Genomic DNA, 24,962 nt, shown 5'->3' with positions numbered 1-24,962 from the left:
GACCGCAAAGGTAAAGCTTATCATTTCAAGTTTGGCAGGAAGAATAAAATTTGGTGTTGAAGTTATTACGTGCAAAGTCCATATTTTAGCATCTTTAAAAGAGTAAAATGTACAAATACATGAATCAGCACATGCTTAAAAAACTGAACACCCTTTCTATGATTGTAATCGTGTCGATTTTGGGACAGCTAAATTGCTGGTCGCAGACACCAACTACCTATTGCAACCCAATGGACATTGATTACAAATACAACTTCGAACAGCTCAATGAAAACGTATCGTACCGCTCAGGAGCTGATCCGGTGATCATCAATCACAAAGGCGAGTATTTTATGTTTGTAACCATTCAGGGCGGTTACTGGCATTCCAAAGACATGCTCAACTGGAAGTATCTGACGGCCAATCGGTGGCCATTTGAAGATATGTGTGCACCGGCTGCCGTTTCGGTTCGTGACACGCTATTCCTTTTCCAATCCACTTTCGAATCGCGCCCTATACTTTATTCCGTTGCACCAGAAAAAGGAATCTGGGAGTTTTACAACAGATGGACTCCCCGACTTCCGAAAGATATTGGCCCATGGGATCCGGCCCTTTTTCATGATGCAGATACAGACAAATGGTATATGTACTGGGGTTCGTCCAATGTCTATCCGATTTTCGGCGCAGAACTGGATCATTCCAAAAAACTTGCCTTCAAAGGTCAATACAAGGCTATGTTCTGGCTCAATCAGTACGAACATGGATGGGAACGTTTCGGACCCAATCATTCCGATCCGTTCAAACCATTTACAGAAGGTGCCTGGATGACCAAACACAATGGTAAATATTACCTGCAATATGGCGCTCCGGGAACGGAATACAATGTCTATGCCAATGGGACTTATGTTGGCGACGATCCGCTTGGACCATTCACGTATGCACCTTATAATCCCGTTTCATATAAGCCCGGCGGATTTGCAACAGGAGCCGGTCATGGTAATACTTTTCAGGATAATTATGGCAATTACTGGAATACCGGAACCTCCTGGATCGGGCTAAACTGGGCGATGGAACGCAGGATGGTACGCTATACGGCAGGTTTCGATAAAGATGGACATATGTTTGCCAATACTCGTTTCGGAGATTTTCCGCATAAAATGACGACCAAAAAATGGGATGGAAAAGGTGACGAACTCTTTACAGGCTGGATGCTTTTGTCATACAAAAAACCGGTTACCGCATCATCCGTTTTGGACACCATGGCAGCAGCCAAAATAACCGATGAAAATCCGAGAACATTCTGGGCTGCAAAACAAAACAAACCAGGCGAAACGTTAACAATTGATCTGCAAACGGAACAGGACATCAAAGCCATTCAGGTGAATTACACGGATTACAAATCAGATATTTTCTTCAGTGATCCGGAGAAGGTTTATACACAATTTAAAATTTCAACCTCGAAAGATGGCAAGAAGTGGGAAGTAGCAAGTGACCTTACCAAAGAACCAAAAAGAGACCGCCCATGCGCTTACATTGAGTTGCCAAAACCCGTTCGTGCACGATACGTGCGTTACGAACACGTGTATGTCGCCTCTCCAATACTGGCAATCAGCGAATTCAGGATATTCGGAAACGGACTTGGCAAAGCACCCGAAACACCAAAAACTTTCACCGCAGTACGCCAAAAAGACACCCGTAACGCCGACCTAAAATGGCAAAAAGTAACCGGCGCGGTGGGTTACAATGTACTCTGGGGAATCGCTCCTGACAAGCTGTACCAAACCTACCAGTTCTGGAACGATGAGCCAAACACATTTGAACTAAGAGCACTGAATGTTGGTGTGCCCTATTATTTTGCTATTGAGACTTTTAACGAAAATGGAGTTTCGAAGATGAGTGAGGTTGTTGGGGTGAAGTGAAGATAGAGAGTTCCGGTCTGAACGCTCCTTAGCGGGCTGAACGGGAGGAAAGCAAAATTGTCAGGGACATGGATAACTCTGTAAAACTCCGGCCCCCCTCCTCTTAACTCCGTGTTAAAATTCAGTATATTTAAAGTGTTTTACACAGGAATTTACACTTCAATCAACAGTCGAAAATGAGCAAGATCAAATTATTTGAAGAAAAGAAAGTAAGAACACATTGGGATGAAAAAGAACAACAATGGTATTTCTCAGTGATAGATGTAGTCGAAGTTTTAACCGACAGTTCAAATGCAAGGGATTATTGGTTCAAGATGAAACTGCGTGTAAAAACCGAAGACGGTTTCGAACTGTCGACAATTTGTCGACGGTTGAAATTGAAGGCAACTGACGGAAAAATGCGCGATACAGATGTTGCCGATACCAAAACCCTGCTTCGCATAATCCAGTCCATACCCTCTCCCAAAGCAGAGCCTTTCAAACAATGGCTTGCGAAAGTGGCTTATGAACGCATGCAGGAAATCGCTGATCCGGAGCAAAGTTTGGATCGGGCAAGGGAAAACTGGCAAAAGTTGGGACGTAGCGAAAAATGGATACAGCAACGAATGACTGGCCAGGAAACGCGCAATAATGTGGCTCCATAATTTCAAATGTTAACAGCATTTAGTCAGTTACAACCAAGTGCTGCGGGAATTTTATATTGTTAAATGCAATTTTGTAAGTACCCGCTTTCAGATATTTTTCAATTGGGCTGGATAACGAAAATATCATCCTATTATGATCAAGGCTATTGCAGTGATTCAGGCAAGCGGCATCTGCACTGATCATCTCTTCTTTACCAGTCTCTAAATTTGTAAAAAAGAGCATATCCACATGGGGGTTCGTATACAGGTTTTCGACAGGCAGGCTTAATTCCGTCCGATCGCCATTTCGTAAAAAGGTAAACTGTTCGTTGGTGTTTTGTGCCCCTAATAGCCCTTCCGGAATTACAACGATTTCATAAACTGACTGTGCTTCTTTATTATCCAAACGTAAGGTTATTCTCTCGTTATCATAGTTACAAACACACAAGGACGTTAGATCAATGGTATTTTCCTGTGTCAACCCATGTACTACCTGGGCACCTTTACTCAGTTCCATAACCGGTTTTAATCCACCTTTCAGTATGGCAGGCAATTGAATAGTTATCCGCGATTTTGCTTTATCCAAAATGACATTTTCATTTGGAATACCTGCGAAGGAAATTGTCTTGATAAACGGTCTGTTTGTTTCTTCCTCTGGTTCGGTGCAAGCAGAGAGCATACACGCCAGCAACACTATAAGACCAATCTGTGCAATTTTCATGATAGCCAGGGTTAGTAAAAATATTATTCTCAATAATACATCAAAGGAAAATACCTGCAAAACCATAAATATAATTTAATTAATTATATTTAATGACACAAAACAATCCCTATTCTAATCTCAACTAAACTTCCAGCTTATGAGACATCTGGCTATCTTGCTAATATCATTCATTACCTTCAATTCCATTGGGCAGATTACGCCAAAATGGCTTGATAACTCCAAGCCCCAGGCAACCCTTCACGATTCCATTCCAAAGGTTATATATACAAATGAGCACAAGCATGGCGGAGACGCTGCTTTTTTTATAAATGGTGAATTTATATCCGGAGGTATCGTGCCATTGTTTAATCCGGAAATTATAAAAGATGTAAATGTTTATCGGGACAGTATTACAGTTGGAGAAACCTTATATGACTCACAGATAAGAATCACGACCAAGAACAATTACCTTCCAAAATTTATTTCCCTCAACCAATTGAAAGCCAAGTACACGAGTCTCGCTCAGCAACATGCAGTTTTTTCAATTAACAACGACAGGATTATTAACAAGGATTACGACAAATATTTGGTTGATGAAAGTTACATCCTGAGTATTACTATTGAGAAGACTGATAAAGCGAAAGGGAGTAGCGACCTAAATTTCATAAGATTGCTCACCAGAACCCCTGAGAATATTGCCAAATCCAAGCAAATCCGGATCAGGGGGGCGAATTTGGCAAGTAGCTTTTGACAAGTCAACCAATAAACAACTGTCTTTTACTCAAACCTCCTCCACAAATACAATCCCCTCATAAACCTTCGAAACTGGCATACTGAAACCAAGTATGGCAAATGAAATGAGGGCATCAGGAGAATCGAAAGACTGGTAAGTCCATATACCTTCCTGATCAGTTCTGGTGTAAATCTCTATGTAGCAATCATATTGAGAGACCAGCGCGTAGTATTGCAATGAAGCAATTTCTTTATAACGCCTTAGTTTAAAATCCCGATCGTAATTGGCAGAAGATTTGGATAAAACCTCTACGAGTATACTGGGATGACGAACAATATATATCCCGGAAATATCTTAGGGAGTACAGGTAACTATGACATCAGGATATGGATAATAAAAATTTTGGATGACTTCAACCTTTACATTTTCTGCAAAAACGTCACAGCCTTTTGGCAAAAAAATACTTTCTGAAAATCCCCGAAGTCTACCCACAATCCGGTTATAATTCATCGTAGTCCCGGGCATGGCAAAGATCTCCCCGTCAAAGTATTCGTGACGAATTTCACTTTCCTCATCCATTTTCAGGTATTCCTCAACCGTGTATTTTTTTTCTGGCGTCGGTGATTGTCCCATAAGCGAATAAAACAATTTACTGACAAATTACATGGAAAACATATAATTACAAAAGTGAAGCGAGAGAGAGAAATACCGAAGCTTGACTTCTGACTTACTTTTCTTTTCCCCACAAAAGCGAAGAATCTCCGTAACTCAGAAAACGATACCCTGTCTTCATCGCCTCCTGATAAATCCTTGTCCAATCCTCTCCAACCAATGCGGCCACAAGCAAGATTAAAGTGGAACCAGGCTGGTGATAATTTGTTACCAATCCTTTACACAAACGGAACTTGTATCCGGGGAAAATAAAAATTTCGGTCTCGCCTACAATCTGATCAAGGTTTTCCTGATCCATAAACGCGGCAATGGCGTTCAATGATTCAGTGGCTGAAGGTAGTTCTAATTCTTCAAACGGATATGGATAGAGCTTTTCAATCTGAAACTCGGTTGTTTCTTCACGAAACATTTTCACTCCGTACCAGTATAGGCTTTCCAGTGACCGCAAAGAAGTTGTCCCAACAGGCACAATCGTGTCTATCTTAGCTAATAATTCATTTATGAGTTCCCGGGTAAAAACCACTTGCTCAGAGTGCATTTTGTGCTCCGTAACCGTGCTGGCTTTAATAGGCTGGAAAGTACCAGCTCCAACATGTAATGTCAAAAACGACGTTTTTATCCCTTTACCAGAAAGCCGCCCAAATACGTTTTCAGTAAAATGTAATCCGGCTGTTGGAGCTGCAACTGCACCGTCCTGATCTGCATATACAGTTTGATAAGTTTGTTTATCAGTTTCTTCGGTCTCCCGATTCAGATAAGGCGGCAGAGGTATTTCACCAAGTGCTTTTACGATGTCGAGAAAAACGGCATCAGTATTCCATGATAACCGGATGTGATTTTTGTCGTAGTCAACATACTCGACCTGTAATTGAACAGCATCACCATTCACATCGATTGAAGTAGCCAGTATATCTGCTTTTTTCCAGCGTTTCTTATTCCCGATCATACATTCCCAGACACACGACTGCTTCACCAGCATCGCGTCGTTAATTACCTGTGTTGGCTGTTCGGGATGTAAGAGAAGTATCTCAATGGTTGCACCGGTTTCTTTCTGAAAATAGGCGCGTGCCGGTATTACTTTGGTGTTGTTAAAAACAAGGAGTGTATCAGCAGGCAGTTTGTCTGGCAAAGCAGTGAAATGATTGTGTTCTATTTCACCGTTTTTATATACCAGAAGCTTAGAACTATCACGCGGATCAAGCGGATAGCGGGCAATACGCTCGTCTGGCAAATCGTAATGGAAGTTTTCCAGACGAATAGATTCCGCCTGTTCCAGCCAGTTATTTTTCATCTTCAAAAATCTTAATTACTAAAATGCAGCTACTCTTACAACCTGTCTTTTGGTACAGGAGCCCACAGAAGTCTTAATGGCAGTAAAAATACCATGATCATCAAAGCCATTCCTGCATAATATACCCAGGCAAAATCGAAGACGTCCATCTTGTATTGCGTACTGTTGATCGTGGCCAGAGCAAAAAGACTAAACCCGATGATGGTATTGATAACGGCTACAAGGCAATAGAGCCAATTGGTTAAATGCTCGTCAAGCTCTTCCCGATGTTTTGCCCAAATATCTCTTTTTAGTATTGGTAACTGCGTTGCATCAATTTTGGGAATTTGTTTCACCAAACCTGCAATGATCACGTTATTAACCAAAAATAATCCCATCACGATATAGAATACATGTTCCTTGCTGATGTAACGCTCAGCCAGTCCAGTGTCAGAAAAATCGACAGCAACCATTTCGGGGAACAAAGAGTAGGTCCAAACCAGTGCACCTATTACCAGTATAATCGACGCCCAGCGCCATATCTTAAAAAAAAATGTTCCGATTTTCATGAATAAATAACCCTTTTCAGGTCTTTCTTTTGCGCCATAGTAAATTTGGGTGCAAAATTAGGTCGGGGAGTTCCTAAAACCTAATTGGGAAAGTATCAATAAAATAAAAAGTCAGATTATCCGGTTTTCAGGTATCTGATTTGGTATTAAAGCTTATCTCTTAAAACTTTGATATATTTGTTTATCAATACTTACAATATGAAAACAACGACAGAGGCAACTGGTTTAAACGATATTCAGATTGGTCTTTTAAGGATGTTTGACAGAAAAATACCTGATGATGAGGTACTTGAAATCAAAAAAGTACTTGTTAATCACCTAAGCGGCAGATTGTTTGAAGAAGTGGACCAGGTAGTTAAAAGCAAGCATATTTCAGAGAAAGACTATCTTGCATTAGAAACAGACGACTTTAGAACTAAGGCGAAGGATGAATAGAATCAGAGCAGTAATTGATACAAATGTTCTGATCAAAAGTATCAACAGGACCAACTTCGAATTTTTCATTTATGAATATTTTCAAAAAGAACAGTTTGAATGGCTCGTAAGTACCAGTATTCTTGACGAATATGAAGAGAAGCTCACAGACTTCTACTCCCAAAAAACTGCCTATTTGGTTCTGGAGATCCTCTGCACGGCTCACAATGTATCCTTCAAAGAGCCCCATTATCGATGGAACCTTATTAACATTGACCCTGACGATAATAAATTTGCTGACCTTGCCATTTCTTCAAACGCAGATGCACTAGTTACATTTGACCGTCACTTCGATATTTTCAAAGAAATGGAGTTCCCAAGATTATCAGTGTTAAAACCGTTAGAATTTCAAAAAATATTCACCCCATAACTGCCTTTGTATACTCAAAACTCCACACAGGAATGGTGATTAAGAAGTTCACATCAGGCACATTCAATAATGAAAATATACACCAAAACCGGTGACAAAGGAACCACGTCCCTCATAGGCGGGACACGCCTTAGCAAAGCACATGTTCGTATAGAAGCGTATGGTACGGTAGATGAACTGAATAGTTACATTGGCTTGCTTGGCGACCAGGAGGTTAACGAAAAACGGAGAAATCTGCTTAAAGAAATTCAGGACCGCCTTTTTACAATTGGCTCCCATCTCGCTTCTGAACCAGAAAAATCGAAACGTATATTACCTGATTTGATTGAAGACGACATATTTCTGCTGGAAAACGAAATGGATGTGATTGACAGTCAGGTCTCCCCATTAAGAGCCTTTATACTTCCCGGCGGGCATCAGTCTATCTCATTTGGCCACCTAGCCCGTACCGTTTGCCGGCGTGCGGAAAGAGCGGTAATTCATTTGCAGGAAAGTGAAGAAGTCGAAGATATTGTGGTTCAATACTTAAACAGGTTGTCAGATTATCTTTTCATGCTGTGCCGTATTATGGCTCACGAACTCGCAATAGCCGAAATTACATGGAAACCGAGGGTGGATAAATAATTAATTGTTATGCTAAATACCTTCCATTTGTTGATATAATTTCTTTAAATTGCAAGACTTTTTTAAGAAGTAGAGAGTCTATAACATTCAGCAAAAATTTGAGGCAATATGACAGCCGATACATTGCAAATCGAGATACAGCAAACACAGAATTCACGTTTGCAGGAGGTTGATTTCAACAACCTTGTTTTTGGGCGGAACATCTCCGACCATATGTTCATTTCTGAATATCGTGATGGCCAATGGCAGGATTCACGTATTGTCCCTTACGGCGACCTTTCTCTCAGCCCGGCAACCGCTGCACTCCACTACGGACAAGCTATTTTCGAAGGTATGAAAGCATATAAGAATGCAGAAGGCGAAGTACTTACCTTTCGTGCGATAGACAACTGGAAAAGGCTGAATAAATCGGCTGAACGCCTTTGTATGCCTACCATTCCGGAAGAAATTTTCATGAGCGGATTAACAGAACTGCTTCGTCTGGATTCGGGCTGGGTACCATCTCAGGACGGCTGCTCGTTGTATATTCGTCCATACATGTTTGCGACAGATCCTTATATTGGTGTAAAACCATCTGATTCATATTATTTCATCATTTTCACAAGTCCGGTTGGCACCTATTACGCAAAACCTCCCCGTGTGAAAGTGGAAACACAATATATTCGTGCGGCAGAAGGCGGTGTTGGTGGTACCAAATGCGCCGGTAATTACGCTGGCTCGCTTTACCCGGCAAAACTGGCTCAGCAGGAAGGTTACGACCAGCTAATCTGGACGGATGCACGCGAGCATGCTTACATTGAAGAATCAGGTACGATGAACATCATGTTCATGCTGAATGGAAAACTTGTAACTCCATACGTATCCGAAACTACACTCGATGGTATTACACGCAAAAGCATTGTAGCCATTGCCGAGCACTGGGGTATACCTGTTGAGGAGCGCAGGATAAGCGTTAAGGAAATTATCGATGCCTTGAAAGAAGGCACTCTGGAAGCTGCGTTTGGTGCAGGAACAGCTGTGGTAATTTCTCCATTTGCAACCATTGCCTATGAAGGTGTGGATTATCCGTTGCCGGAAATTCAAGATGATTCATTTGTGGCTAAGGTTAAAAACTATCTTACTGATATCCGTACAGGTAAAACAGAAGATTTGTTTGGCTGGACGCTTAAAATTTAAATATCGGTTTTCTGATTATCAGAATACATCGAACTTAATTATTACGAAGATGCTCTGAAAATTCAGGGCATCTTTTTGTATTTTATTCTAATTTTGAAACTCAACCTGCTTTTAACTTTTTACCAACATGGTACAATCATTTAGCGCAACAGCCGACAAGGATGTTGTTTTTGAAAAAATAGGACAGTTTATCCAGGAACAAGGCTTTACAGTAGTTAGTAAGGATCACTCCCGTCCTTGGGGAGGTTTTTTTGTTTTGGAAGAAAAAGAGGCTCCTAAGTTTATCTCTACTTTTTTCCCTCATTTGTCTCTGGAAGACTTTGCAGGATATGAAAAACTGAGCCCAAAAATTTTGGTAGTAGCACCTAACAAGCGCCTTTCGTGGCAATATCACCACCGCCGTGCCGAAATATGGAAAGTAATTGGTGGTAATGCGGGAATCGTGATCAGCGATACGGACGAAGAAACAGAATTACAGCAGCTTCCTATCGGAACAGTGATTGACCTGAAAAAAGGAGAACGTCACCGTCTTGTTGGAGTGGACGAATGGGGAATTGTAGCAGAAATCTGGCAGCACACCGATCCATCCAACCCTTCTGATGAAGATGATATTGTACGTGTTCAGGATGATTTTGGTCGGTAATTTTCACCACGGAGTAAACGAAGTTAGTCACGGAGTTTACGGAGGATAAATTTTTTACTCTGTGCAACTCCGTGTTAAACTCTTACACCTCTGTGTTAAAATTGTTACCAAAAAGACATCAACCATAAAATCCGGAAAAGTCCTGGTAACGTTTAAGACTACAAATTTTCTTAACTTTGGTTACAACTAAATTACTTGTATCATGACAGTTACAGTTGATATCAAAAAAGATTACGCACTTTCAGTGCTGGAAGATTTGGAAAAAATTGGAGCCATCGATATCATGAAATCCAAAAAAGAATCCGTAATGGGCAGTAACAAGCAATACAAAGCTGTTCGCATCAATTTAAACGGATATAAGTTTGATAGGAATGAAGCCAATGAAAGATAGAAAATGCTTCCTTGACACCAATATTCTGCTATACTGTTACGCTCAGGACGAACCTTTGAAACAATCTCTTGCATTAGAAGCCGCCTCAAATAATTATACCTTTATTTCCACTCAGGTTGTCAAAGAGACTTGTAATATTCTTCGCAAAAAAGCTAAGCTATCCTGGGAGAACATCAATTTGGTGGTTGATGAAATAGAATCCAACAATGAAATTGTCCAGGTTAAAATCTCAACTATCAGAAGTGCCTTACACCTTGTGAACAGATTTAAATTGCAGTGGTTTGATTCTATTATTATTGCTTCTGCGCTGGAAGCCAACTGCTCTGTTTTATATTCTGAAGATTTACAGGATGGATTCAAAATTGACAATTTGGTAATTGAAAATCCATTCAAGGCCTTGGTGTAATAAAATTCAGAAGGTTAACCTACACCATTTATTCACTAACGAAACTTCCCAAACATCACTACCATGAAATTCGGAAAAGTCGACAACCCTGACGATATAGATTTCTCATTACCCAAAGACCACCCGGACACGGCAAAAGTGTTGGGCAAAAAAGGCAAACCGAATATTTACATCGGCTGTGCAAAATGGAATAAGGCAGACCTGAAAAGCTTTTATCCAAAAGGTACCAAAGACGAGCTGGCTTATTACGCCACGCAGTTTAACAGTATTGAGCTCAACGCAACTTTTTACAATAATTTTCCTGTGGAGACCATTGAAGGCTGGTATTCCAAAACGCCGGCTGAATTTCGCTTCTTTCCAAAACTTCATCAGGGAATAAGCCACTGGAAACGGTTGAAAGATGCTAAACAGCCAACTGACGTTTACCTGGATGGGATCGCACATTTGCAAGAGAAACTGGGTATGCTGTTTCTCCAAATGCCCGACAATTTTGGTCCAAAAAACTGGGAAATACTCAAAGCATATCTGGAAGAATGGCCATCCGGCTTTCCGCTTGCACTTGAACTACGCCACACAGGCTGGTATGATGGCAGCTGGAACAGCGATGATTTGTATCAGCTTCTTGAAAGTAAAAATATATCTCACATCATAACCGATTCGGCCGGAAGACGTGATCTGCTACACATGCGGCTGACTACGCCGACAGCATTTGTAAGATACAATGGTGCCAATGTGGATTCTGATTATACCCGGTTGGACGACTGGTTCGAGAGGTTAAAATTGTGGATTGAAGAAGGGATTGAGAATATTTACTTTTTCGTACACCAAAACCACGAAGAAGCCTCGCCCCTCTTGTCCGCTTATCTGATCAAAAAATTGAACGATGAGTTAGGAACAGATTTAAAAATCCCCGTCAATCCAAAAGAAGGAGGAAGTCAGACAGATTTGTTTGGCAAAAAATAATAGCCGGCGCGGGTATCAGTTCCGCGCCTTTTTATTTTCCTAATACCTCTTTCCCCTGCCCCAACAGTCCGTGATATTGAGCCATGTAATACGGCAGGAGAAAAAATGTTCCTTCATGTTCATCGTGCCCGTCTCCTTCGGAAGCTAGTAAAGCAAAACCATCTCTATCCTGGCGAACGTGACCGCGTTCGTCAATCGGCAAAGCGTATCCATCTGTTCGCCATCCCATATTTTCATTTTGTAACGGCGAATTGTCGAATACGACATCCAGGCGATGCCTATTGTCCATGGTATAACCGATCAGATCAAGCGGCACCTTTTGCAGGTTTTCCAAAATGTACTCAGGATTGTTAACTGGTTTGTACAAGTGTTGCACCACATTAGGAGCGTACAGATGGTTTTCTTTAAATAGATTTTTATCCTCAAAGGTTTTTTTATCGACCAGCTCCGAAAAACGGTTTCCCAGAGAAGCATAAATGATATCCCAAAATGCATTTTTCTGTTTACTGATATGCTGCCATGCACTTTCCAAAGACTGTCGGTACATGAGTAACAATGCCGGATCCGTTTCATAACGAAGCAGACCGTACATGCTCATCAGGCAAATGTTATTGTCCCATGGCACCACATTCTCCGGTGGAAAGAATTCTTTTGGATGAAGCGCATAAATGTGATAATTGTATTTATCACGAAGAATTTTAGCAGCGTCTTCATACTTCGAATCACCGGTTACATGTTTGGCCACATTCAAAAATGACAACATGACCATGGAATTCAGCCCACGCTGGTCATAGCCATATACCGAACTGAAATATTCAGGAGAAAAATCACCCCAGCGTGTCACTTTTCCGTCATGATCCACAAGCTTGTATCCATGTCGGATCAGGTGATCCATTATATCTCCCACCACTTCACGGACTGCCTTTTTCTCCTCCTCCGTTTTGGCAACCAGATCATAATAAATCCCATAAAAGAAAAAGTGCCCGGCGAGTTCATCAGAACTGGTGTCAATCTTGTACATATATTTCCCGTCCTTACTTTTTGGGAAACGCGGATAAATGTTTTTCCACATCGGATCCGACTTCTGGTGTCTCAGGTTGGACTCCACACTATAAATTTCATTCACCGGCTCGTGCCAGTCTGCTGGTATAATTACTCTTGCCGGGAATCCCTTCTCATGAGTAATATCCACCAGCCATTTGCAGGCTTTGAAACTTCTGTCAGCCAATGCCTTCGCTTCCGGATCGCCGGTTGCAGCATACCTGAAAGCCTGAGCCGCACCATACATGGAGGTGTACATTCCGTCATTATCAGAAATAGCCACCTCGGATGAATTGACGTTAAATTGTTCCTTCAAATGACTGTGTGCAATAAATCCCATTCTGTTGTGCCTCTCTTCCACTTGTTTTGTGAAGTATTTGGCTTTGTCGTCAAACGTCATTGTAACGGGTATGATGCTGCCCACTCCTTTATCAGTCGCAATCCACACGGTACCGTTTTTGGTTACCGTTATATCATTCACTTTATCGGAAGGTAACCAGCGGCGACTAGCGCGATATTTAAAATAATCGTCTTTAACTTCAATTACCCCTTTTTCTGTACCAAACCATACGGCACCATCCGGAGCTGCTGCCGCGCAGGTAAACCGATTAAACGGCAAACCTTCCTTTCCTGCAAACAACTTCCATTCTGTACCGTCCAGATACCCTACTCCTTCATCAGCCCCAAACCATAGTCTTCCTTTCGAATCTGTAACCAATGCATTTACATTTCTTAGAGCCCAGTTATATTTTTCATTTTCCGGAAAAACCCTTGCAAGTTTTTTGGCATTATTGTAGAGGTAAAGCCCTTTTTCACACCCTATCGCATAACCGCCCTTGTACTGTATGCTACTAAGAATTTTGGAATCGGGACGTATTGCAAACTTTGGAGCTGTCTTGGATTTTGATGTCGACGAAACCACCTTCCACTTGTCAGCCTTCAATTCAAAGTACTGATTGCCAGCTTTGGCTATTGGTGTATTGTCTTGTGTAAAAATCTCTTCAATTTCGCCGTTCGGCAAACCGTCTTTGGAAGAGTAAATTTTAGGGACTTCCTGTATAAATTTTAACTCACCTGCCGACTGGGCCGACAGATAAACAGGAATTAACAGTAGCCAACACAACAAAATCTTCATCCGATATCACTTTAAATTTTCAGCACCTGATTTTACAGACAGAATTAATACTTCATACATAAACAAAGAGGCTACAAAGGATACAAATTGATGCAGATTATGTTTTAATTGCCGGGCAAACGGGCAAACTCACCAATACCTCAGATGGATTCACTTTCTTCCAAACCCTTTTACCATAAACTTTCGCATTCACTCATTGCCATTGCACTGATCACAGTTGCGATTTATCTTGGGCAAGACATTCTTGTGCCCATAGCTATGGCGGTATTGCTTGCCGTTTTATTGAGGCCGATGGAAGGCTGGCTCATCCGGATCGGTGTTCCGAAAGTGCTGGCAATAAGCATTGCAGTAACGGCAGCCGTGTTGATTATGGCTGGTGTAGCCATTCTGATTTCAATGCAACTTTCAGACTTTTCGGACGAATGGCCAAAATTGAAACGAAACATCAATGATGCGTACAGGGATATCAGAAGATGGATACGCCGGGAATACAGCGTTAGCTACCGTCAGCAAGATCAGTACATCAAAAAAGCACAAACAGAAACGCTTGAAAACTTCCAGAGCGCCGAAACGCTTGGCATTGTTACGGGTCCACTTGGTTCAATCATTCTGATCCCGATTTACGTTTTTCTATTTCTTTATTACAGAGCCATGCTCCTGCATTTTATGGTTGTGCTTTTTGCCGATAAATACAAAGCGCAGGTGATGGAGATTATGGGAGAAATTAAGACAATTATCCAAAGTTACATGGTAGGACTACTGCTCGAAACCGGAGCTGTGGCGCTTATGAATTCCGTCGGTCTTCTGATATTGAATGTACAGTATGCAATCCTACTTGGCGTAATGGCCGCTATCCTGAACCTTGTTCCCTACATCGGTGGCCTGGTTGCTACTGCATTGGCGGTGATGGTGACATTTATCAACCATCCCGACGGTTATACACTCGCCGGTGTAGTCGGTGTATTTCTGACCGTACAATTTATTGACAACAACCTGCTCGTTCCACTGGTTGTAGGCTCCAAAGTACGTATTAACGCATTGGTATCCATTGTTGGGGTATTGATCGGAGGGGCGCTTGCCGGTATTTCAGGAATGTTTTTGTCCATCCCAGCCATTGCTATTTTAAAGGTTATTTTTGACCGTGTTGAAGGACTCAAACCCTGGGGAATATTATTGGGGGATCAGACTCCCGAACAAGCAAATAACAATCTGTTTCGATTGGTGAAGAAGAAACGGAAAGAAGCTTCGGAATAACCTTTTATTGAGAAGACGTTGCGCTTTTGAACCTACCCAAAGCCAGCCCCAGATGAAACCCAACAGCCAGACTTGGAATTACCTCCGGTCTGTCGTTGATATCGCTACGCCAAAAATTCCAATCCGAATCCAGATTGACATTCTCTACGTTAGGAGTCAACATTCTTACGCTGGCGCGGCGTCCTCCCATACCTACAAAAAGGTCAACAGTTGTACGGTTTGAAATGTAGAACTGCCATCCGGCTTTTACATGAAGTGCATTTACAAACCTTCCCTGCCTCACTTTCATATTCTCAAAAAACGAACATCCTCCCGTTTCAGAGCAATCTCTTCCGATCCACCTTACATCACTGTTTACAACTTTCTTGTAAAGATATTCTCCTGCCACATAAGCTCTGAATCTGGGTCTTTCATGAAAATAAAAGCGAAACTGGGTTCTTGTCTTGATCGTGTATTTATTGGGTCGTGGTCCTTGCTCGGCATACCAGATGTTAAAATTTGCATGACCGTATCCAACGTCCTGCTGGATCGTAAATCTGGAATCCGGAAGCGGAACTTCCACACCCAGCTGGACCGTATTATCAACGTCAAACATGCTCAGCGGCGACCATTTCAGGATCACATGTTTTCTCGATTCTTCCGGGTCTATTTGGCCAAAAGAGGTTTCAACAACCAGAAAAAATAAAGCTGCAATCCGTATAAATAGCTTCATAAAACCGGGATTTTACTCAATAATTCAACATTATCCTGCTCGTCATACTTGTATTGAAACAGCCCTTTATTTCCCGTAATAATCAAACGGTTGTTTCTAACGATCACATCATAAGATGTAAGATCTTTAAAATGATGCTTCACAACCGGAGACGTAGGCTGGGTTATATCCATCACTTTAAATCCATTATCTCCTTCACAAACAAAAAGTCTGTTTCCGGAAACCCCCAGTCCATAAGGCGAAAGCAAAGGCTGAGAGCTCACCATTTTGGGACTTGACGGATTGCTGACATCGATCACATCCAACGAACTCTGCGAAGTCCAATTCCTGCAAACCACCCCACCACGCAAGGTTACATAGGCATATTTGTCCTCCACCACCACAGGATCACAGGATTGAATGTGCGTGTATTTCGACAGCAGGGATGGATTGCCCGGAACCTGATTGTTGTAAATGTACATCCCGTCATTTGCTCCGATAAAAAGGTGATTCTGATATGGAAAGATGGTTTCTATCCCCATACCCATATTTTTTGACGTTGATTTCACCGGGTTTGCTTCGTCTGAAATGTTGTAAACTTCCAAGGTTTCTTTCGATACAATGTAGAGTGTGTTCCCTGTAATCGCAAAACGAGCCATTGAACCTCCCACTCCGTTTTGCGGCCCTACAGAAGAATTTTCCTTATTGGATTCACAACCGAAAAACAGAAACATGCCTGCGCACAAAAGAGAAAAGTTAGCTAATATTTTCATAGTTGGATAAATTCTGATGATGAGAATGACATGGCTAAGAAACTAGCGATAGCAATTAGGTGCCGCATTCATGGGGACTTTTTCCCAGCCCACAACTGTTCCTTTTTTTGTATCCACACACTCAAAATAGATATTCTGAAACGGCGGATAACTATTGGCCGGGATTGCGTTGGCGATCCTTTTGGCAAGTTTGGGTTGCTTTGGATCACTGATATCGAAAACGATCAAATCAGTTACATTGTCAACATAAAGCCAGTTGCCCTTTGCCGCAATGTCATAATTACCCAAAATGGAAATAAATGAGAGGTTCTTAGGGTTTTTGGGATCCGAATTATCGATGATGTGTATCCCCTTGCCACTTTCGTTAACAAAAAGATAAGGATCGAGCAGGTAGATTTTCCCGGGGGAAGTAAGCGGCAAAGATTCTGTAACCTTTACATTCTGCAGTTCCGCTTCGGTAGCGTAAATGGGCTTGTAAGCCGTTCCATCAAATTCAATGCCGTTTATAGGTTCACGATCTTCTGGCCAACATGACGTCATGACCAGAACACAAAGCAGTAAGAGAGGTAGATTTTTCATCGCATTTGGTTGGATTTTAGAATAGGACACAACGTTGCATAAAAGGTTGTAAGCCATGTAACATATTCTTAAAATACTGATTTAAAGGTGTTTATCAGCCATATGAAATTACCTTCAACGCACTCATCGACCATATAAAAAAGGAAAAGGCCGGGTATCCCACTGTTGGATATCCGGCCTTCTGAATACTTCAAAAAAAGTGCTTTATTCGATGTATTATTTTGTCTTAATCACCGCTTTCAAGTCATGTAACAAACTGAACAGTCCGAAGAAAGTCCGGTTCATGTATATAAAATGTTTTGAACCCCGGTTCACATTCATCTTTTTCAATTCCTTGTCATTGGCGTACCTTTCTCCAAGTTTCGCCAATCTGGCGAAATACGTTTCGTCTGAAAAATCAAATGTTTCGCCCTGAAACGGCAACGTAAGCAGAGACAAGGCATCATAAAACAATCCTGAAAAGTAGACCGTTTCTTCTGGTGTATCCTTGTCTGTCAGCATTTCAAGCTCAAATAACTTTTGCTTGTAAATCGCAGCATTTTCCAGATTTTGTCTGTCTGCAAGCTCAAAGTAAGGCTTATAGAAGTTTTCCGGAATTGCTTTCATGCAACCGAAATCAATCGCGATCAGATTCTCATCTTTATCTACCAAAAAATTACCCGGATGCGGATCCGCATGTACCTTTTTGAGCTGGTGCACCTGAAACATATAAAAATCCCAAAGCGCCTGTCCTATCTTATTCGCCGATTCCTGAGAAGGATTGGTTTTGCACCATTCCGACAAATGTTTGCCGGTCATCCAGTCCATCGTTAGCACACGTTCGCAGGAGAATTCCTCGTAATATTTCGGAAAAACCAGATTGGGAATATGTGCACAGGCTTCTGCTATTTCATTACTCTGAGCAAGTTCGAGTGTGTAGTTGGTTTCCTCAAAAAGCTTCATTTCCACCTCTTTGAAGTATTTATCCGAATCTTTAGCCTGAATGTTGAACATCGACATCGCAATCGGTTTCACCAGCGCCAGATCCGACGAAATACTTTCTGCAACACCTGGATACTGTATTTTAACTGCCAGTTGTTTCCCGTTTGCGGTAGCTTTATGCACCTGCCCGATACTCGCCGCATTAATTGCGTTAGCATCGAAAGTATCGAACATCTCACTTGGAGACTTGCCAAAGTATTTCCTGAAAGTCTTGATAACCAAAGGAGCTGAAAGCGGCGGAACAGAAAACTGTGACAAAGAAAACTTCTCCACGTAAGCCTGTGGAAGGAAGTTTTTCTCCATGCTCAGCATCTGGGCAAATTTGAGTGCGCTTCCTTTCAGATTTTTCAGTCCGTCGTATATATCTTCGGCATTGTTGGAATTGAGATTATCACGCGCCGTTTCGGGATTTGTGATTTTCTCACCATAATATTTCAAATAATTCCCCCCAATCTTAACTCCCGTAGTAATCAGTTTACTTGCACGCTGAATTTTTGAAGTAGGTATTCTGTCGATCGTCTCCATCCTACTTCAATTTTTCTTTAATCAAAAATTTACCAAAATCGATGACACTTTCCAGAGGCGTAGTGTCGATAAGATCGAATGTCGCCCGGATTGATTTTTCTATAAACAGATCCGTTTTTTCAAATCCAAGCGATTCATCATCCAGCCAAAATTTCAAGGTAATCAAAAACTGTATCCAGGCACCTTCTTCCAGGGCATCTTGCTGCACCTTTCTGATTCTCTCACTTTTAACTTTAAGATACCCCTGGCTTTCCTCCGAGATATATTGTTTGAAATGACTTCTGAATTCTTTCAATTTCAGAACGCTATTCAAACGGTTTTTATCGCTTTTCAGAGCAAAAACGACATAACTCCTATTTGCCGTAAGTATTTCGAAAAAGGTATAGTAATAGGTTAGCAGATTTTCCTTAAACCCGGCAAGAGCCATTTCATCACTTTGCAGGATCAATCTCGTTGCCAGTTTGTGAAAGCTGACAAACACACTCTTTTCCAGGGAATCGAGCGATGCAAAATGGTTGTAAAAATCCTTCTCAGAAATACCAATATGCTTTGAAAACAAATAAACCGATTCTGGTCTTTTGCTATTATCCAGGCAATAGTGCATAAACATTTCCGTAATTTTGTCCGACGTCATTTCTGACGGGGTCACCTTAACCTCTTTTGTTTTTGTTGCCATCATTAATATATGTTAGTACAATCCGATGATTTCTATTAACTCAACGTTACAGAGTCGTTATTCTTACGCTTTCAATGAGATAGGATATCATAAAATCAAGCCAATCTGTTTTTTCTGTGTTTGAATAAGAAACGTTTCACCGCTTTAATGGCAACAATAAATATGAAAATAACTATCCATCTGACGTATTTATTTTAGTCAAAAATTTGTACCCGAATTCTACCTGACAACGGCTAGAATCAATTTGATAAGCAATACCACCCAAATACTTATGCTTGAAATACGAAGAACAAATAGCGACAACCCGGATTTTCAAAAACTCACACAACTTTTAGATATAGCGCTTTGCGAGATATATGGAACCAAACAGGAAGATTACGCCGAATACAACAAAATTGTAAACCTTGATACCGTTGTGCTGGCCTACAAAGACGGAGTTGCGGTGGGATGTGGCTGTTTTAAATATTTCAATGAAGATACAATTGAAATAAAACGAATGTTTGTAGCACCTGAACATCGGGGAGAGGGAATTGCCTCGCGGATGTTGTACGAATTGGAAACCTGGGCAATCGAGCTAAAAAATACCTATTCCGCACTGGAGACCGGCAAAGGCCAACCCGAAGCAATAGAAATGTACCTGAAATGCGGTTACACCATCACGCAGAATTACGGACAATACGCCAATGAGGAACGAAGTGTTTGTATGTTGAAAGCGCTTTGGACGGATTAGGAAAAATTGGAATTAAACCCTGACAGTCCCCTGGAATTTATGACTGCCAGGATTTAAATCATCTATCTACTTACTACTTATTGACTGAATTACGCTTTACTAATTTATCCTTAAAATCTATCGGATTCTGAATAAATAGGGATTTATCTTTCGCCATTTGAAAACGTTTCATTTCCCTAAATCATAATCCCTTTAAGCGCCAAATATATTCGTATTCAAAAACGCATTTCGAAATTTCCCCTTTGGATCGTATTCCGTGGCGACTTTTCTGAACGCTTCAAGTTTCGGAAATAACTTTTCGAGTTTAGACGGAGCAATGGTAAAAAGCTTTCCCCAGTGCGGTTTGGCGCTGAACGGAGCTAGTTCCTTTTCAATAACAGGCAGCAATTTGCTTACGGCCGGCCAATCCTGCTTCCACGTAAAATGAATGGTTACAGAATCCTGCTTGTAGCAAGGACTCATCCACAAATTATCCGCAGCAATGGTTCTGACTTCGGAAGTAAACAAATGAGGGCCTATCTGACTGCCCAACTTTGAAATTGCAAGAATGGCTTCAACGGCATGTTTCCTGGGAACATAATATTCCGATTGTAGCTCCACCCCGCTGCTTGGTGTAAAGCCCATCTTGAAATGTGGCATGCGTTCGTACCACGGGCCTTCAACACCCATTTGTTCGGTGCAGTTCTCTGCTGAAAGTTCGGGAATAGGATGAAGATTTTTGGTAGCCAGCGTCGCACCAAACCATTCCTTTTCAGCTTTTCTATTATCGTCCGCCCGTCTTTTAATCCAGACTTCCGTGATATTCTGACTTTGCCAGTTCGTGAATAAGCTCACACTGTATCCGCTGGCTTCAATCTCATCAAAATGATCTTTTAATTGAGACAACGGCAGATTTTCATAAACATATTGTTTCATCAAAAATGTGGGCTGAATATCCAAAGTCATTTTGGTCACCACACCCAACGCACCCAGATTTACAACCGCAGCGTTAAATTTTTCACCGTCTCTATTTCTTGAAAGTTTAACAATATCTCCTGCTGCCGTAACCATCTCGAAACCCGATACAGCAGTAGAAAGGTTACCACTTTTCTCTCCCGAACCATGTGTGGCAGTGGCACAGGCGCCAGCAATGGATATATGAGGCAATGATGCCAGATTATGTAATGCGAATCCTTTTTCATGAAGATAAGGGCTGATCTGGCCGTACTTGATACCCGAATTGACCGTCACAGTTTTTGTCGCCGCATCAATAACGACATCGTCCTTCATGCCAACCAGCGTAATGAAATTATCCGGCGTATCCGCAATCGTATTGAAGCAATGCCTGGTACCAAGCACCTTCATCTTAGAATATTTTTTCACCAGCTCCTGAACCTCAGATACAGACTTAACCTCATCCAGTTTTTCAGAACTGTACGTAAGGTTTCCAGCCCAGTTTTTTAGTTTATCGCCAGTTGCCCAGCCTGTTAGTGGTGAAAATATAGGAGCAGCCATTAAAGCGGATGATAATTTTAGAAAATGTCTTTTTTTCATTTGGCGGCGATGAAGTTAAGGTGTCATTTTGCTTACAAATTAGCAATAAACTGAGCTAAAACTTCAATTTTTCCCGACTACTATCAATAATTGAATATCAACCTCTTTTTATTCTGCTGTAATTTTGAGCAAGACATCTATAAATTCCGCCCCCGGACCGTTATCCATACTGGAATTAAACAAAATTACCAACGCAGACTCCTTCTCTTCGTTGATAAAAAGCCAACTGGTAAAGCCACCAGTACCTCCATTGTGCCACCAAATTCTTTTACCTGATTTTTGATTGGGCGCTGTCAATACCCAAGCCAGCCCCCCATCACGATTAGTTTCTCCGAAAGCCTTTTGATGTGTTAGTTTAATTGCTTGACCCAGGGTGTTATCGCGCGGCGACAAATTTGCGGTGGCGTATGCAAGTAAATCTTTGGCGGTGGATTTGATCACACCAGCACCATTCATCGCATTCATGGATTTCCAGTATTCTGCCTCCTCCCCTTTGCTGTAACCTTTAGCCCATCTATTTGTATCCGTATCTTCAAACTTAACCTTTGTATCTTTTAAGTTCAATGGGTTAAGTAAGCGGTCTGCTATGAGCTCATTGTAGCTCATTTTATAGTGTCGTTCCAGAATATTGCCAAGGATTCCAAAGCCGGTGTTGGAGTAATTAAAAGTTGTGAACGGAGTTGATTCGAGTTGTACATTGTACAAGTACTGATAAAGTTTTTCCTGACTATACCCTTCGTATTTTTCAATCGACGAATAATTGTTGGGCATTCTCGGCATCCCGGAAGTGTGCGTCAGCAGGTGCTTAAATGTCACCTCAACTCCCCCTCTTTGAAGCGTTGGAAGATCGGAAGGCAGGTAACTTTTTATGGGTGTTTCTATTTGCTTTTGTTCGTTCAAAAGCATTTCAGTAACGGCAATGGCTGTGAAAGTTTTAGTAATAGACCCTATTTCAAAGAAAGTGTTTTCTCCGGGCACAATCCCGTTTCCCCGGGCAGTTTCTCCATAGCCGTAAAACGTGGTTTTGCCATCTTTTAAAATCCCTATCGAAATTCCCGGCGAATCTATTTTCTCCAAATTATCTGCAAATGCTTTTTGCACAGCAGAGTCCATTTTGGATTGCATTGGATTGTTGGTCAGCGTGGCTGGCACGATCACTTTTGCAGTTTCTTCACAAGAGATCAGGGCAAAAGCCAGAACGATTAGAATAGCTTTCATTAGATTAAAAATTGAATATAAGACCAACAGAAGATGCTCTTTTGAATCCCTGAATATTTCCATTGTAACTTCTGTCCAACTTAATGAAGGACAAACCGACATAAGGACTGACCGAAAAATTATCTCTCTTTATCACTTTCCAGCCAATTCTGCCACCATACGACGGTGATAACTGCCCTCGGAATTTCCCTTGATTCTCAAAATCTCCATTTTCGTTATATTCATAACGATCAAAAGCCAACTTCGTCAATACATGGCTCAGTCCAACAAATACTCCTAATTCGAGTCTTTTATAAAGGTTTAAGGTGTAGTCAATCGACACGGTCTGCAATAGACGCGTTTGTATTCCCGGATCCGAAATATAGCCAATTTGTGGAGAGACTGAAATCTGGTGTTTTCGGTTTCCCAGTATTTGCCAGGAATAAAAAGCATTAAATCCTTTCCGACCACGTCCCTGTTTTGTACCGCTTACGCCTAAACCGTATGATTTGTATTCAACACCAAATTTTTGCCTGCTCTCCGCGAGATTTTCTGTACTTGTCTGAGCGATTGTATCTTGACCATGATGCAACACGATAACCAGGATGGCAATCAATTTACCTAAATGTTTTGCTTTCACAATTTATTCGTTGGATGAAGTACAGAAAAATTACAATTTCTAAATCTTACGCTAATTATAGCACATTCTGTGACGTTCATCATTATTTCGGTGATAGAATAACGATCCGTTTCAAGCCAAACGCACCGCCCCAACCAAGATCTCCATCGCCCTCTCCATTTCTACTTCATTCAGATTTCCGAATCCTAAACGCATTGCGCTCAGTTTACCGGTTTGAAAAAGCAAGGTTTGTGGCAGATGCAAGTCCCGGCGCAGACATTCTTTGCTTACCCTTAACAAGTTTACATCTTTCTGCCACTCAGTCCAAACTGCCAAGCCGCCCGGAGGAACGTCAAAATCCAGATATGCACTCAGTTCGCTCTCCAACAATCCACAAAACTGATCGCGCCGTTGATGATACACTTTTTGAGCCTTTTTTAAGTGTCGCTGAATTTCTCCTTCATGCAGCAATTCACCCAATGCCTGTTCCATTATCAAATCGCCCTGCCGGTCGACAATGCGCCTTAGTTTTGCGAGTTCGGTTATAAAATTTTCGGGAGCCACAATATAACCGGACCTCAAACCGGGCGCCAATGCTTTACAAAAAGACCCGATGTAAACCACCATACCTGAAGAATCTGCACTCGCCAGTGGCAAAAACGGACTGCTGTCAAAATGAAAATCATAGTCATGATCATCTTCCAAAATCACGAAACCGTATTGTACCGACAGGTTCAGCAGCGCTATTCTTCGCTCCGCGCTGAGCGTAACTGTGGTAGGATAATGATGATGCGGCGTGAGGTACAACATCCGGATCTTTCGCGTTTCACAAAGTTTCTTAACCGCTTCCACAGAAATCCCCTCCTGATCCACAGGAACAGAAAGAATGTTGGCACCGGCTTGCTGGAAAATCATGTTGGCAACATAGTAACTCAAATTGCCCACCACAACCTGATCCCCGGGTTCGATAAGCAGCATGGACGCCAGGTAAATCCCCATTTGTATACCACGGGTGGTCATGATGTTTTCTCTGCTCACATGTAGACCGCGGGTGTTATTGAGGTACGAAGTGAGTTCAATCCTGAAATACTCATTACCCTCCACGTGCGAATAGCCAAGATAACGACTGTTATTTTTTCTTTTTAATACACTTGAATAAGCCTTTGACAATTTATCCAAAGGGGCCAGTCTCACATCAGGAAGGCCATCGTTGAATTCAAGATCCGTTTTAGATACTGCCACGGGTCTGTCGAGCAACATGCTTTTCTGAAAAGCAAAACCGGTGGTTTTTGGATAATGTTTCACGTCCTCATATGCAAACTGACCAGGAGGAATAATAAGTGACCTGGATGTAATGAAGGTTCCTTTATTGGGTAAAGTCTCAATCCATCCCTGAGAATCAATTTCATTGTATGCAGCAACAATTGTTTTCCTGTGCACCTGCAAAAGCTGAGATAAAAGCCTTGTACCAGGCAATTTGACGCCCGGCGCCAATGTACCGTGCTGTATCGCACCAATCATCTTCCGGGCGATCTGCATATACACCGGCGTATCAGAATGCCGGTTAATAACAATCAAACTTTTAAACGGAATATCAACCGGACTACTCATTATATCAAAACCGGATTACTTTAACAGTCCGGCAAGATAGTAGTTTTGGAGCAAATAGCTGATGGCGGTTAGCGATTAGCTGCGAGCGGTTAGCTTTCGGAG

General features: G+C 41.7%; 26 protein-coding genes and 1 pseudogene. 13 read left to right on the top strand and 14 right to left on the bottom strand.

Features of this window, described 5'->3' with window-relative positions; translation table 11 throughout:
• Positions 1-158 precede the first annotated feature (158 nt).
• Both LZG71_RS11915 and LZG71_RS11910 read left to right on the top strand, forming a co-directional pair.
• Complete coding sequence (locus LZG71_RS11915) at positions 159-1,898, top strand: discoidin domain-containing protein (protein ID WP_233821080.1); 1,740 nt, start codon at positions 159-161, stop codon at positions 1,896-1,898.
• Positions 1,899-2,074: 176 nt separating this feature from the next.
• The gene (locus LZG71_RS11910; protein ID WP_233820688.1) at positions 2,075-2,542 is read left to right on the top strand and encodes a Bro-N domain-containing protein; all 468 of its coding nucleotides are present in this window, start codon (positions 2,075-2,077) and stop codon (positions 2,540-2,542) included.
• A gap of 19 nt (positions 2,543-2,561) precedes the next feature.
• Here the strand turns inward: LZG71_RS11910 and LZG71_RS11905 are convergent, their stop codons facing one another.
• Entirely contained in the window at positions 2,562-3,242 is a 681-nt protein-coding gene (locus LZG71_RS11905; RefSeq protein WP_233820687.1) for a hypothetical protein, read from the bottom strand.
• A 139-nt stretch (positions 3,243-3,381) separates the two neighbouring features.
• Here LZG71_RS11905 and LZG71_RS11900 point away from each other — a divergent pair, with 139 nt between their 5' ends.
• Positions 3,382-3,975: a hypothetical protein gene (locus tag LZG71_RS11900; protein WP_233820686.1), complete on the top strand. Its 594-nt coding sequence runs from the start codon at positions 3,382-3,384 to the stop codon at positions 3,973-3,975.
• 30 nt (positions 3,976-4,005) lie between these two features.
• On the opposite strand, the pseudogene LZG71_RS11895 reads toward LZG71_RS11900, so the two are convergent.
• From LZG71_RS11895 to LZG71_RS11885, 3 genes and pseudogenes are all read right to left on the bottom strand, one after another.
• Positions 4,006-4,590 (bottom strand): annotated as a pseudogene (locus LZG71_RS11895) (Uma2 family endonuclease).
• A 94-nt stretch (positions 4,591-4,684) separates the two neighbouring features.
• Positions 4,685-5,920 (bottom strand): S-adenosylmethionine:tRNA ribosyltransferase-isomerase, encoded by a 1,236-nt coding sequence (locus LZG71_RS11890; protein WP_233820684.1) that lies wholly within the window; start codon positions 5,918-5,920, stop codon positions 4,685-4,687.
• 35 nt (positions 5,921-5,955) lie between these two features.
• Positions 5,956-6,468, bottom strand: coding sequence for a hypothetical protein (locus LZG71_RS11885; RefSeq protein ID WP_233820683.1), 513 nt, complete (start codon positions 6,466-6,468; stop codon positions 5,956-5,958).
• A gap of 198 nt (positions 6,469-6,666) precedes the next feature.
• Between LZG71_RS11885 and LZG71_RS11880 the strand changes: the two genes are divergently transcribed.
• The 8 genes from LZG71_RS11880 (at position 6,667) to LZG71_RS11845 (ending at position 11,515) form a co-directional block, all read left to right on the top strand.
• Positions 6,667-6,903, top strand: a complete 237-nt coding sequence (locus LZG71_RS11880) for a hypothetical protein (protein WP_233820681.1) — start codon at positions 6,667-6,669, stop codon at positions 6,901-6,903.
• Complete coding sequence (locus LZG71_RS11875; RefSeq protein ID WP_233820680.1) at positions 6,896-7,312, top strand: putative toxin-antitoxin system toxin component, PIN family; 417 nt, start codon at positions 6,896-6,898, stop codon at positions 7,310-7,312. The genes LZG71_RS11880 and LZG71_RS11875 overlap by 8 nt, the downstream gene beginning before the upstream one ends.
• 69 nt (positions 7,313-7,381) lie before the next feature.
• A complete protein-coding gene (locus LZG71_RS11870; RefSeq protein WP_233820679.1) occupies positions 7,382-7,936 on the top strand; it encodes a cob(I)yrinic acid a,c-diamide adenosyltransferase in 555 nt (184 codons plus the stop codon).
• A 108-nt stretch (positions 7,937-8,044) separates the two neighbouring features.
• Entirely contained in the window at positions 8,045-9,112 is a 1,068-nt protein-coding gene (locus LZG71_RS11865) for a branched-chain amino acid aminotransferase (protein ID WP_233820678.1), read from the top strand.
• Between the two features lie 127 nt (positions 9,113-9,239).
• Positions 9,240-9,755, top strand: a complete 516-nt coding sequence (locus LZG71_RS11860; protein ID WP_233820677.1) for a phosphoheptose isomerase — start codon at positions 9,240-9,242, stop codon at positions 9,753-9,755.
• Positions 9,756-9,957: 202 nt separating this feature from the next.
• Positions 9,958-10,146 carry a hypothetical protein gene (locus LZG71_RS11855; protein ID WP_233820676.1) on the top strand — a complete coding sequence of 63 codons (189 nt, stop codon included), beginning with the start codon at positions 9,958-9,960 and terminating at the stop codon, positions 10,144-10,146.
• Complete coding sequence (locus LZG71_RS11850; RefSeq protein ID WP_310587755.1) at positions 10,127-10,552, top strand: PIN domain-containing protein; 426 nt, start codon at positions 10,127-10,129, stop codon at positions 10,550-10,552. The genes LZG71_RS11855 and LZG71_RS11850 overlap by 20 nt, the downstream gene beginning before the upstream one ends.
• Before the next feature lie 63 nt (positions 10,553-10,615).
• Positions 10,616-11,515: a DUF72 domain-containing protein gene (locus tag LZG71_RS11845; RefSeq protein WP_233820674.1), complete on the top strand. Its 900-nt coding sequence runs from the start codon at positions 10,616-10,618 to the stop codon at positions 11,513-11,515.
• 31 nt (positions 11,516-11,546) lie between these two features.
• Here the strand turns inward: LZG71_RS11845 and LZG71_RS11840 are convergent, their stop codons facing one another.
• Complete coding sequence (locus tag LZG71_RS11840) at positions 11,547-13,691, bottom strand: two-component regulator propeller domain-containing protein (RefSeq protein ID WP_233820673.1); 2,145 nt, start codon at positions 13,689-13,691, stop codon at positions 11,547-11,549.
• 144 nt (positions 13,692-13,835) lie between these two features.
• Between LZG71_RS11840 and LZG71_RS11835 the strand changes: the two genes are divergently transcribed.
• Entirely contained in the window at positions 13,836-14,945 is a 1,110-nt protein-coding gene (locus LZG71_RS11835; protein WP_233820672.1) for an AI-2E family transporter, read from the top strand.
• Between the two features lie 4 nt (positions 14,946-14,949).
• Here LZG71_RS11835 and LZG71_RS11830 read toward each other — a convergent pair whose 3' ends face one another.
• The 5 genes from LZG71_RS11830 to LZG71_RS11810 all read right to left on the bottom strand — a co-directional run bounded on the left by LZG71_RS11830 (position 14,950) and on the right by LZG71_RS11810 (position 19,173).
• Positions 14,950-15,657 carry a hypothetical protein gene (locus tag LZG71_RS11830; RefSeq protein ID WP_233820671.1) on the bottom strand — a complete coding sequence of 236 codons (708 nt, stop codon included), beginning with the start codon at positions 15,655-15,657 and terminating at the stop codon, positions 14,950-14,952.
• Positions 15,654-16,409 carry an LVIVD repeat-containing protein gene (locus LZG71_RS11825; protein ID WP_233820670.1) on the bottom strand — a complete coding sequence of 252 codons (756 nt, stop codon included), beginning with the start codon at positions 16,407-16,409 and terminating at the stop codon, positions 15,654-15,656. Before LZG71_RS11825 ends, LZG71_RS11830 begins: the two co-directional genes overlap by 4 nt.
• Positions 16,410-16,451: 42 nt before the next feature.
• Positions 16,452-16,988: a hypothetical protein gene (locus tag LZG71_RS11820; RefSeq protein WP_233820669.1), complete on the bottom strand. Its 537-nt coding sequence runs from the start codon at positions 16,986-16,988 to the stop codon at positions 16,452-16,454.
• 216 nt (positions 16,989-17,204) lie between these two features.
• On the bottom strand, positions 17,205-18,494 hold the full coding sequence (locus LZG71_RS11815; RefSeq protein WP_233820668.1) for an AarF/ABC1/UbiB kinase family protein: 1,290 nt from the start codon (positions 18,492-18,494) through the stop codon (positions 17,205-17,207).
• Between the two features lies 1 nt (position 18,495).
• The gene (locus tag LZG71_RS11810; protein ID WP_233820667.1) at positions 18,496-19,173 is read right to left on the bottom strand and encodes a TetR family transcriptional regulator C-terminal domain-containing protein; all 678 of its coding nucleotides are present in this window, start codon (positions 19,171-19,173) and stop codon (positions 18,496-18,498) included.
• 268 nt (positions 19,174-19,441) lie between these two features.
• On the opposite strand from LZG71_RS11810, the gene LZG71_RS11805 reads away from it, so the two are divergent.
• Complete coding sequence (locus LZG71_RS11805; protein WP_233820666.1) at positions 19,442-19,900, top strand: GNAT family N-acetyltransferase; 459 nt, start codon at positions 19,442-19,444, stop codon at positions 19,898-19,900.
• A gap of 192 nt (positions 19,901-20,092) precedes the next feature.
• Here the strand turns inward: LZG71_RS11805 and LZG71_RS11800 are convergent, their stop codons facing one another.
• The 4 genes from LZG71_RS11800 to LZG71_RS11785 all read right to left on the bottom strand — a co-directional run bounded on the left by LZG71_RS11800 (position 20,093) and on the right by LZG71_RS11785 (position 24,860).
• Positions 20,093-21,433, bottom strand: a complete 1,341-nt coding sequence (locus tag LZG71_RS11800) for a D-arabinono-1,4-lactone oxidase (protein ID WP_233820664.1) — start codon at positions 21,431-21,433, stop codon at positions 20,093-20,095.
• Positions 21,434-21,541: 108 nt separating this feature from the next.
• On the bottom strand, positions 21,542-22,651 hold the full coding sequence (locus LZG71_RS11795) for a serine hydrolase (RefSeq protein WP_233820662.1): 1,110 nt from the start codon (positions 22,649-22,651) through the stop codon (positions 21,542-21,544).
• 4 nt (positions 22,652-22,655) lie between these two features.
• Positions 22,656-23,270 (bottom strand): hypothetical protein, encoded by a 615-nt coding sequence (locus tag LZG71_RS11790; RefSeq protein ID WP_233820660.1) that lies wholly within the window; start codon positions 23,268-23,270, stop codon positions 22,656-22,658.
• 111 nt (positions 23,271-23,381) lie between these two features.
• Positions 23,382-24,860, bottom strand: coding sequence for a PLP-dependent aminotransferase family protein (locus LZG71_RS11785; RefSeq protein ID WP_233820659.1), 1,479 nt, complete (start codon positions 24,858-24,860; stop codon positions 23,382-23,384).
• Positions 24,861-24,962 lie beyond the last annotated feature (102 nt).

It is taken from the genome of Dyadobacter sp. CY312 (genome assembly GCF_021390535.1).
In the GTDB taxonomy this organism is placed as follows: domain Bacteria; phylum Bacteroidota; class Bacteroidia; order Cytophagales; family Spirosomataceae; genus Dyadobacter.
This window is presented reverse-complemented; position numbering and strand designations above follow the sequence as displayed.

Bases quoted from the DNA above. Each gene is read 5' to 3' on its own strand.
- LZG71_RS11915 (WP_233821080.1), top strand. From the start codon at position 159: ATGATTGTAATCGTGTCGATTTTGGGACAGCTAAATTGCTGGTCGCAG.
- LZG71_RS11910 (WP_233820688.1), top strand. From the start codon at position 2,075: ATGAGCAAGATCAAATTATTTGAAGAAAAGAAAGTAAGAACACATTGG.
- LZG71_RS11905 (WP_233820687.1), bottom strand. From the start codon at position 3,242: ATGAAAATTGCACAGATTGGTCTTATAGTGTTGCTGGCGTGTATGCTC.
- LZG71_RS11900 (WP_233820686.1), top strand. From the start codon at position 3,382: ATGAGACATCTGGCTATCTTGCTAATATCATTCATTACCTTCAATTCC.
- LZG71_RS11890 (WP_233820684.1), bottom strand. From the start codon at position 5,920: ATGAAAAATAACTGGCTGGAACAGGCGGAATCTATTCGTCTGGAAAAC.
- LZG71_RS11885 (WP_233820683.1), bottom strand. From the start codon at position 6,468: ATGAAAATCGGAACATTTTTTTTTAAGATATGGCGCTGGGCGTCGATT.
- LZG71_RS11880 (WP_233820681.1), top strand. From the start codon at position 6,667: ATGAAAACAACGACAGAGGCAACTGGTTTAAACGATATTCAGATTGGT.
- LZG71_RS11875 (WP_233820680.1), top strand. From the start codon at position 6,896: ATGAATAGAATCAGAGCAGTAATTGATACAAATGTTCTGATCAAAAGT.
- LZG71_RS11870 (WP_233820679.1), top strand. From the start codon at position 7,382: ATGAAAATATACACCAAAACCGGTGACAAAGGAACCACGTCCCTCATA.
- LZG71_RS11865 (WP_233820678.1), top strand. From the start codon at position 8,045: ATGACAGCCGATACATTGCAAATCGAGATACAGCAAACACAGAATTCA.
- LZG71_RS11860 (WP_233820677.1), top strand. From the start codon at position 9,240: ATGGTACAATCATTTAGCGCAACAGCCGACAAGGATGTTGTTTTTGAA.
- LZG71_RS11855 (WP_233820676.1), top strand. From the start codon at position 9,958: ATGACAGTTACAGTTGATATCAAAAAAGATTACGCACTTTCAGTGCTG.
- LZG71_RS11850 (WP_310587755.1), top strand. From the start codon at position 10,127: ATGAAGCCAATGAAAGATAGAAAATGCTTCCTTGACACCAATATTCTG.
- LZG71_RS11845 (WP_233820674.1), top strand. From the start codon at position 10,616: ATGAAATTCGGAAAAGTCGACAACCCTGACGATATAGATTTCTCATTA.
- LZG71_RS11840 (WP_233820673.1), bottom strand. From the start codon at position 13,691: ATGAAGATTTTGTTGTGTTGGCTACTGTTAATTCCTGTTTATCTGTCG.
- LZG71_RS11835 (WP_233820672.1), top strand. From the start codon at position 13,836: ATGGATTCACTTTCTTCCAAACCCTTTTACCATAAACTTTCGCATTCA.
- LZG71_RS11830 (WP_233820671.1), bottom strand. From the start codon at position 15,657: ATGAAGCTATTTATACGGATTGCAGCTTTATTTTTTCTGGTTGTTGAA.
- LZG71_RS11825 (WP_233820670.1), bottom strand. From the start codon at position 16,409: ATGAAAATATTAGCTAACTTTTCTCTTTTGTGCGCAGGCATGTTTCTG.
- LZG71_RS11820 (WP_233820669.1), bottom strand. From the start codon at position 16,988: ATGAAAAATCTACCTCTCTTACTGCTTTGTGTTCTGGTCATGACGTCA.
- LZG71_RS11815 (WP_233820668.1), bottom strand. From the start codon at position 18,494: ATGGAGACGATCGACAGAATACCTACTTCAAAAATTCAGCGTGCAAGT.
- LZG71_RS11810 (WP_233820667.1), bottom strand. From the start codon at position 19,173: ATGATGGCAACAAAAACAAAAGAGGTTAAGGTGACCCCGTCAGAAATG.
- LZG71_RS11805 (WP_233820666.1), top strand. From the start codon at position 19,442: ATGCTTGAAATACGAAGAACAAATAGCGACAACCCGGATTTTCAAAAA.
- LZG71_RS11800 (WP_233820664.1), bottom strand. From the start codon at position 21,433: ATGAAAAAAAGACATTTTCTAAAATTATCATCCGCTTTAATGGCTGCT.
- LZG71_RS11795 (WP_233820662.1), bottom strand. From the start codon at position 22,651: ATGAAAGCTATTCTAATCGTTCTGGCTTTTGCCCTGATCTCTTGTGAA.
- LZG71_RS11785 (WP_233820659.1), bottom strand. From the start codon at position 24,860: ATGAGTAGTCCGGTTGATATTCCGTTTAAAAGTTTGATTGTTATTAAC.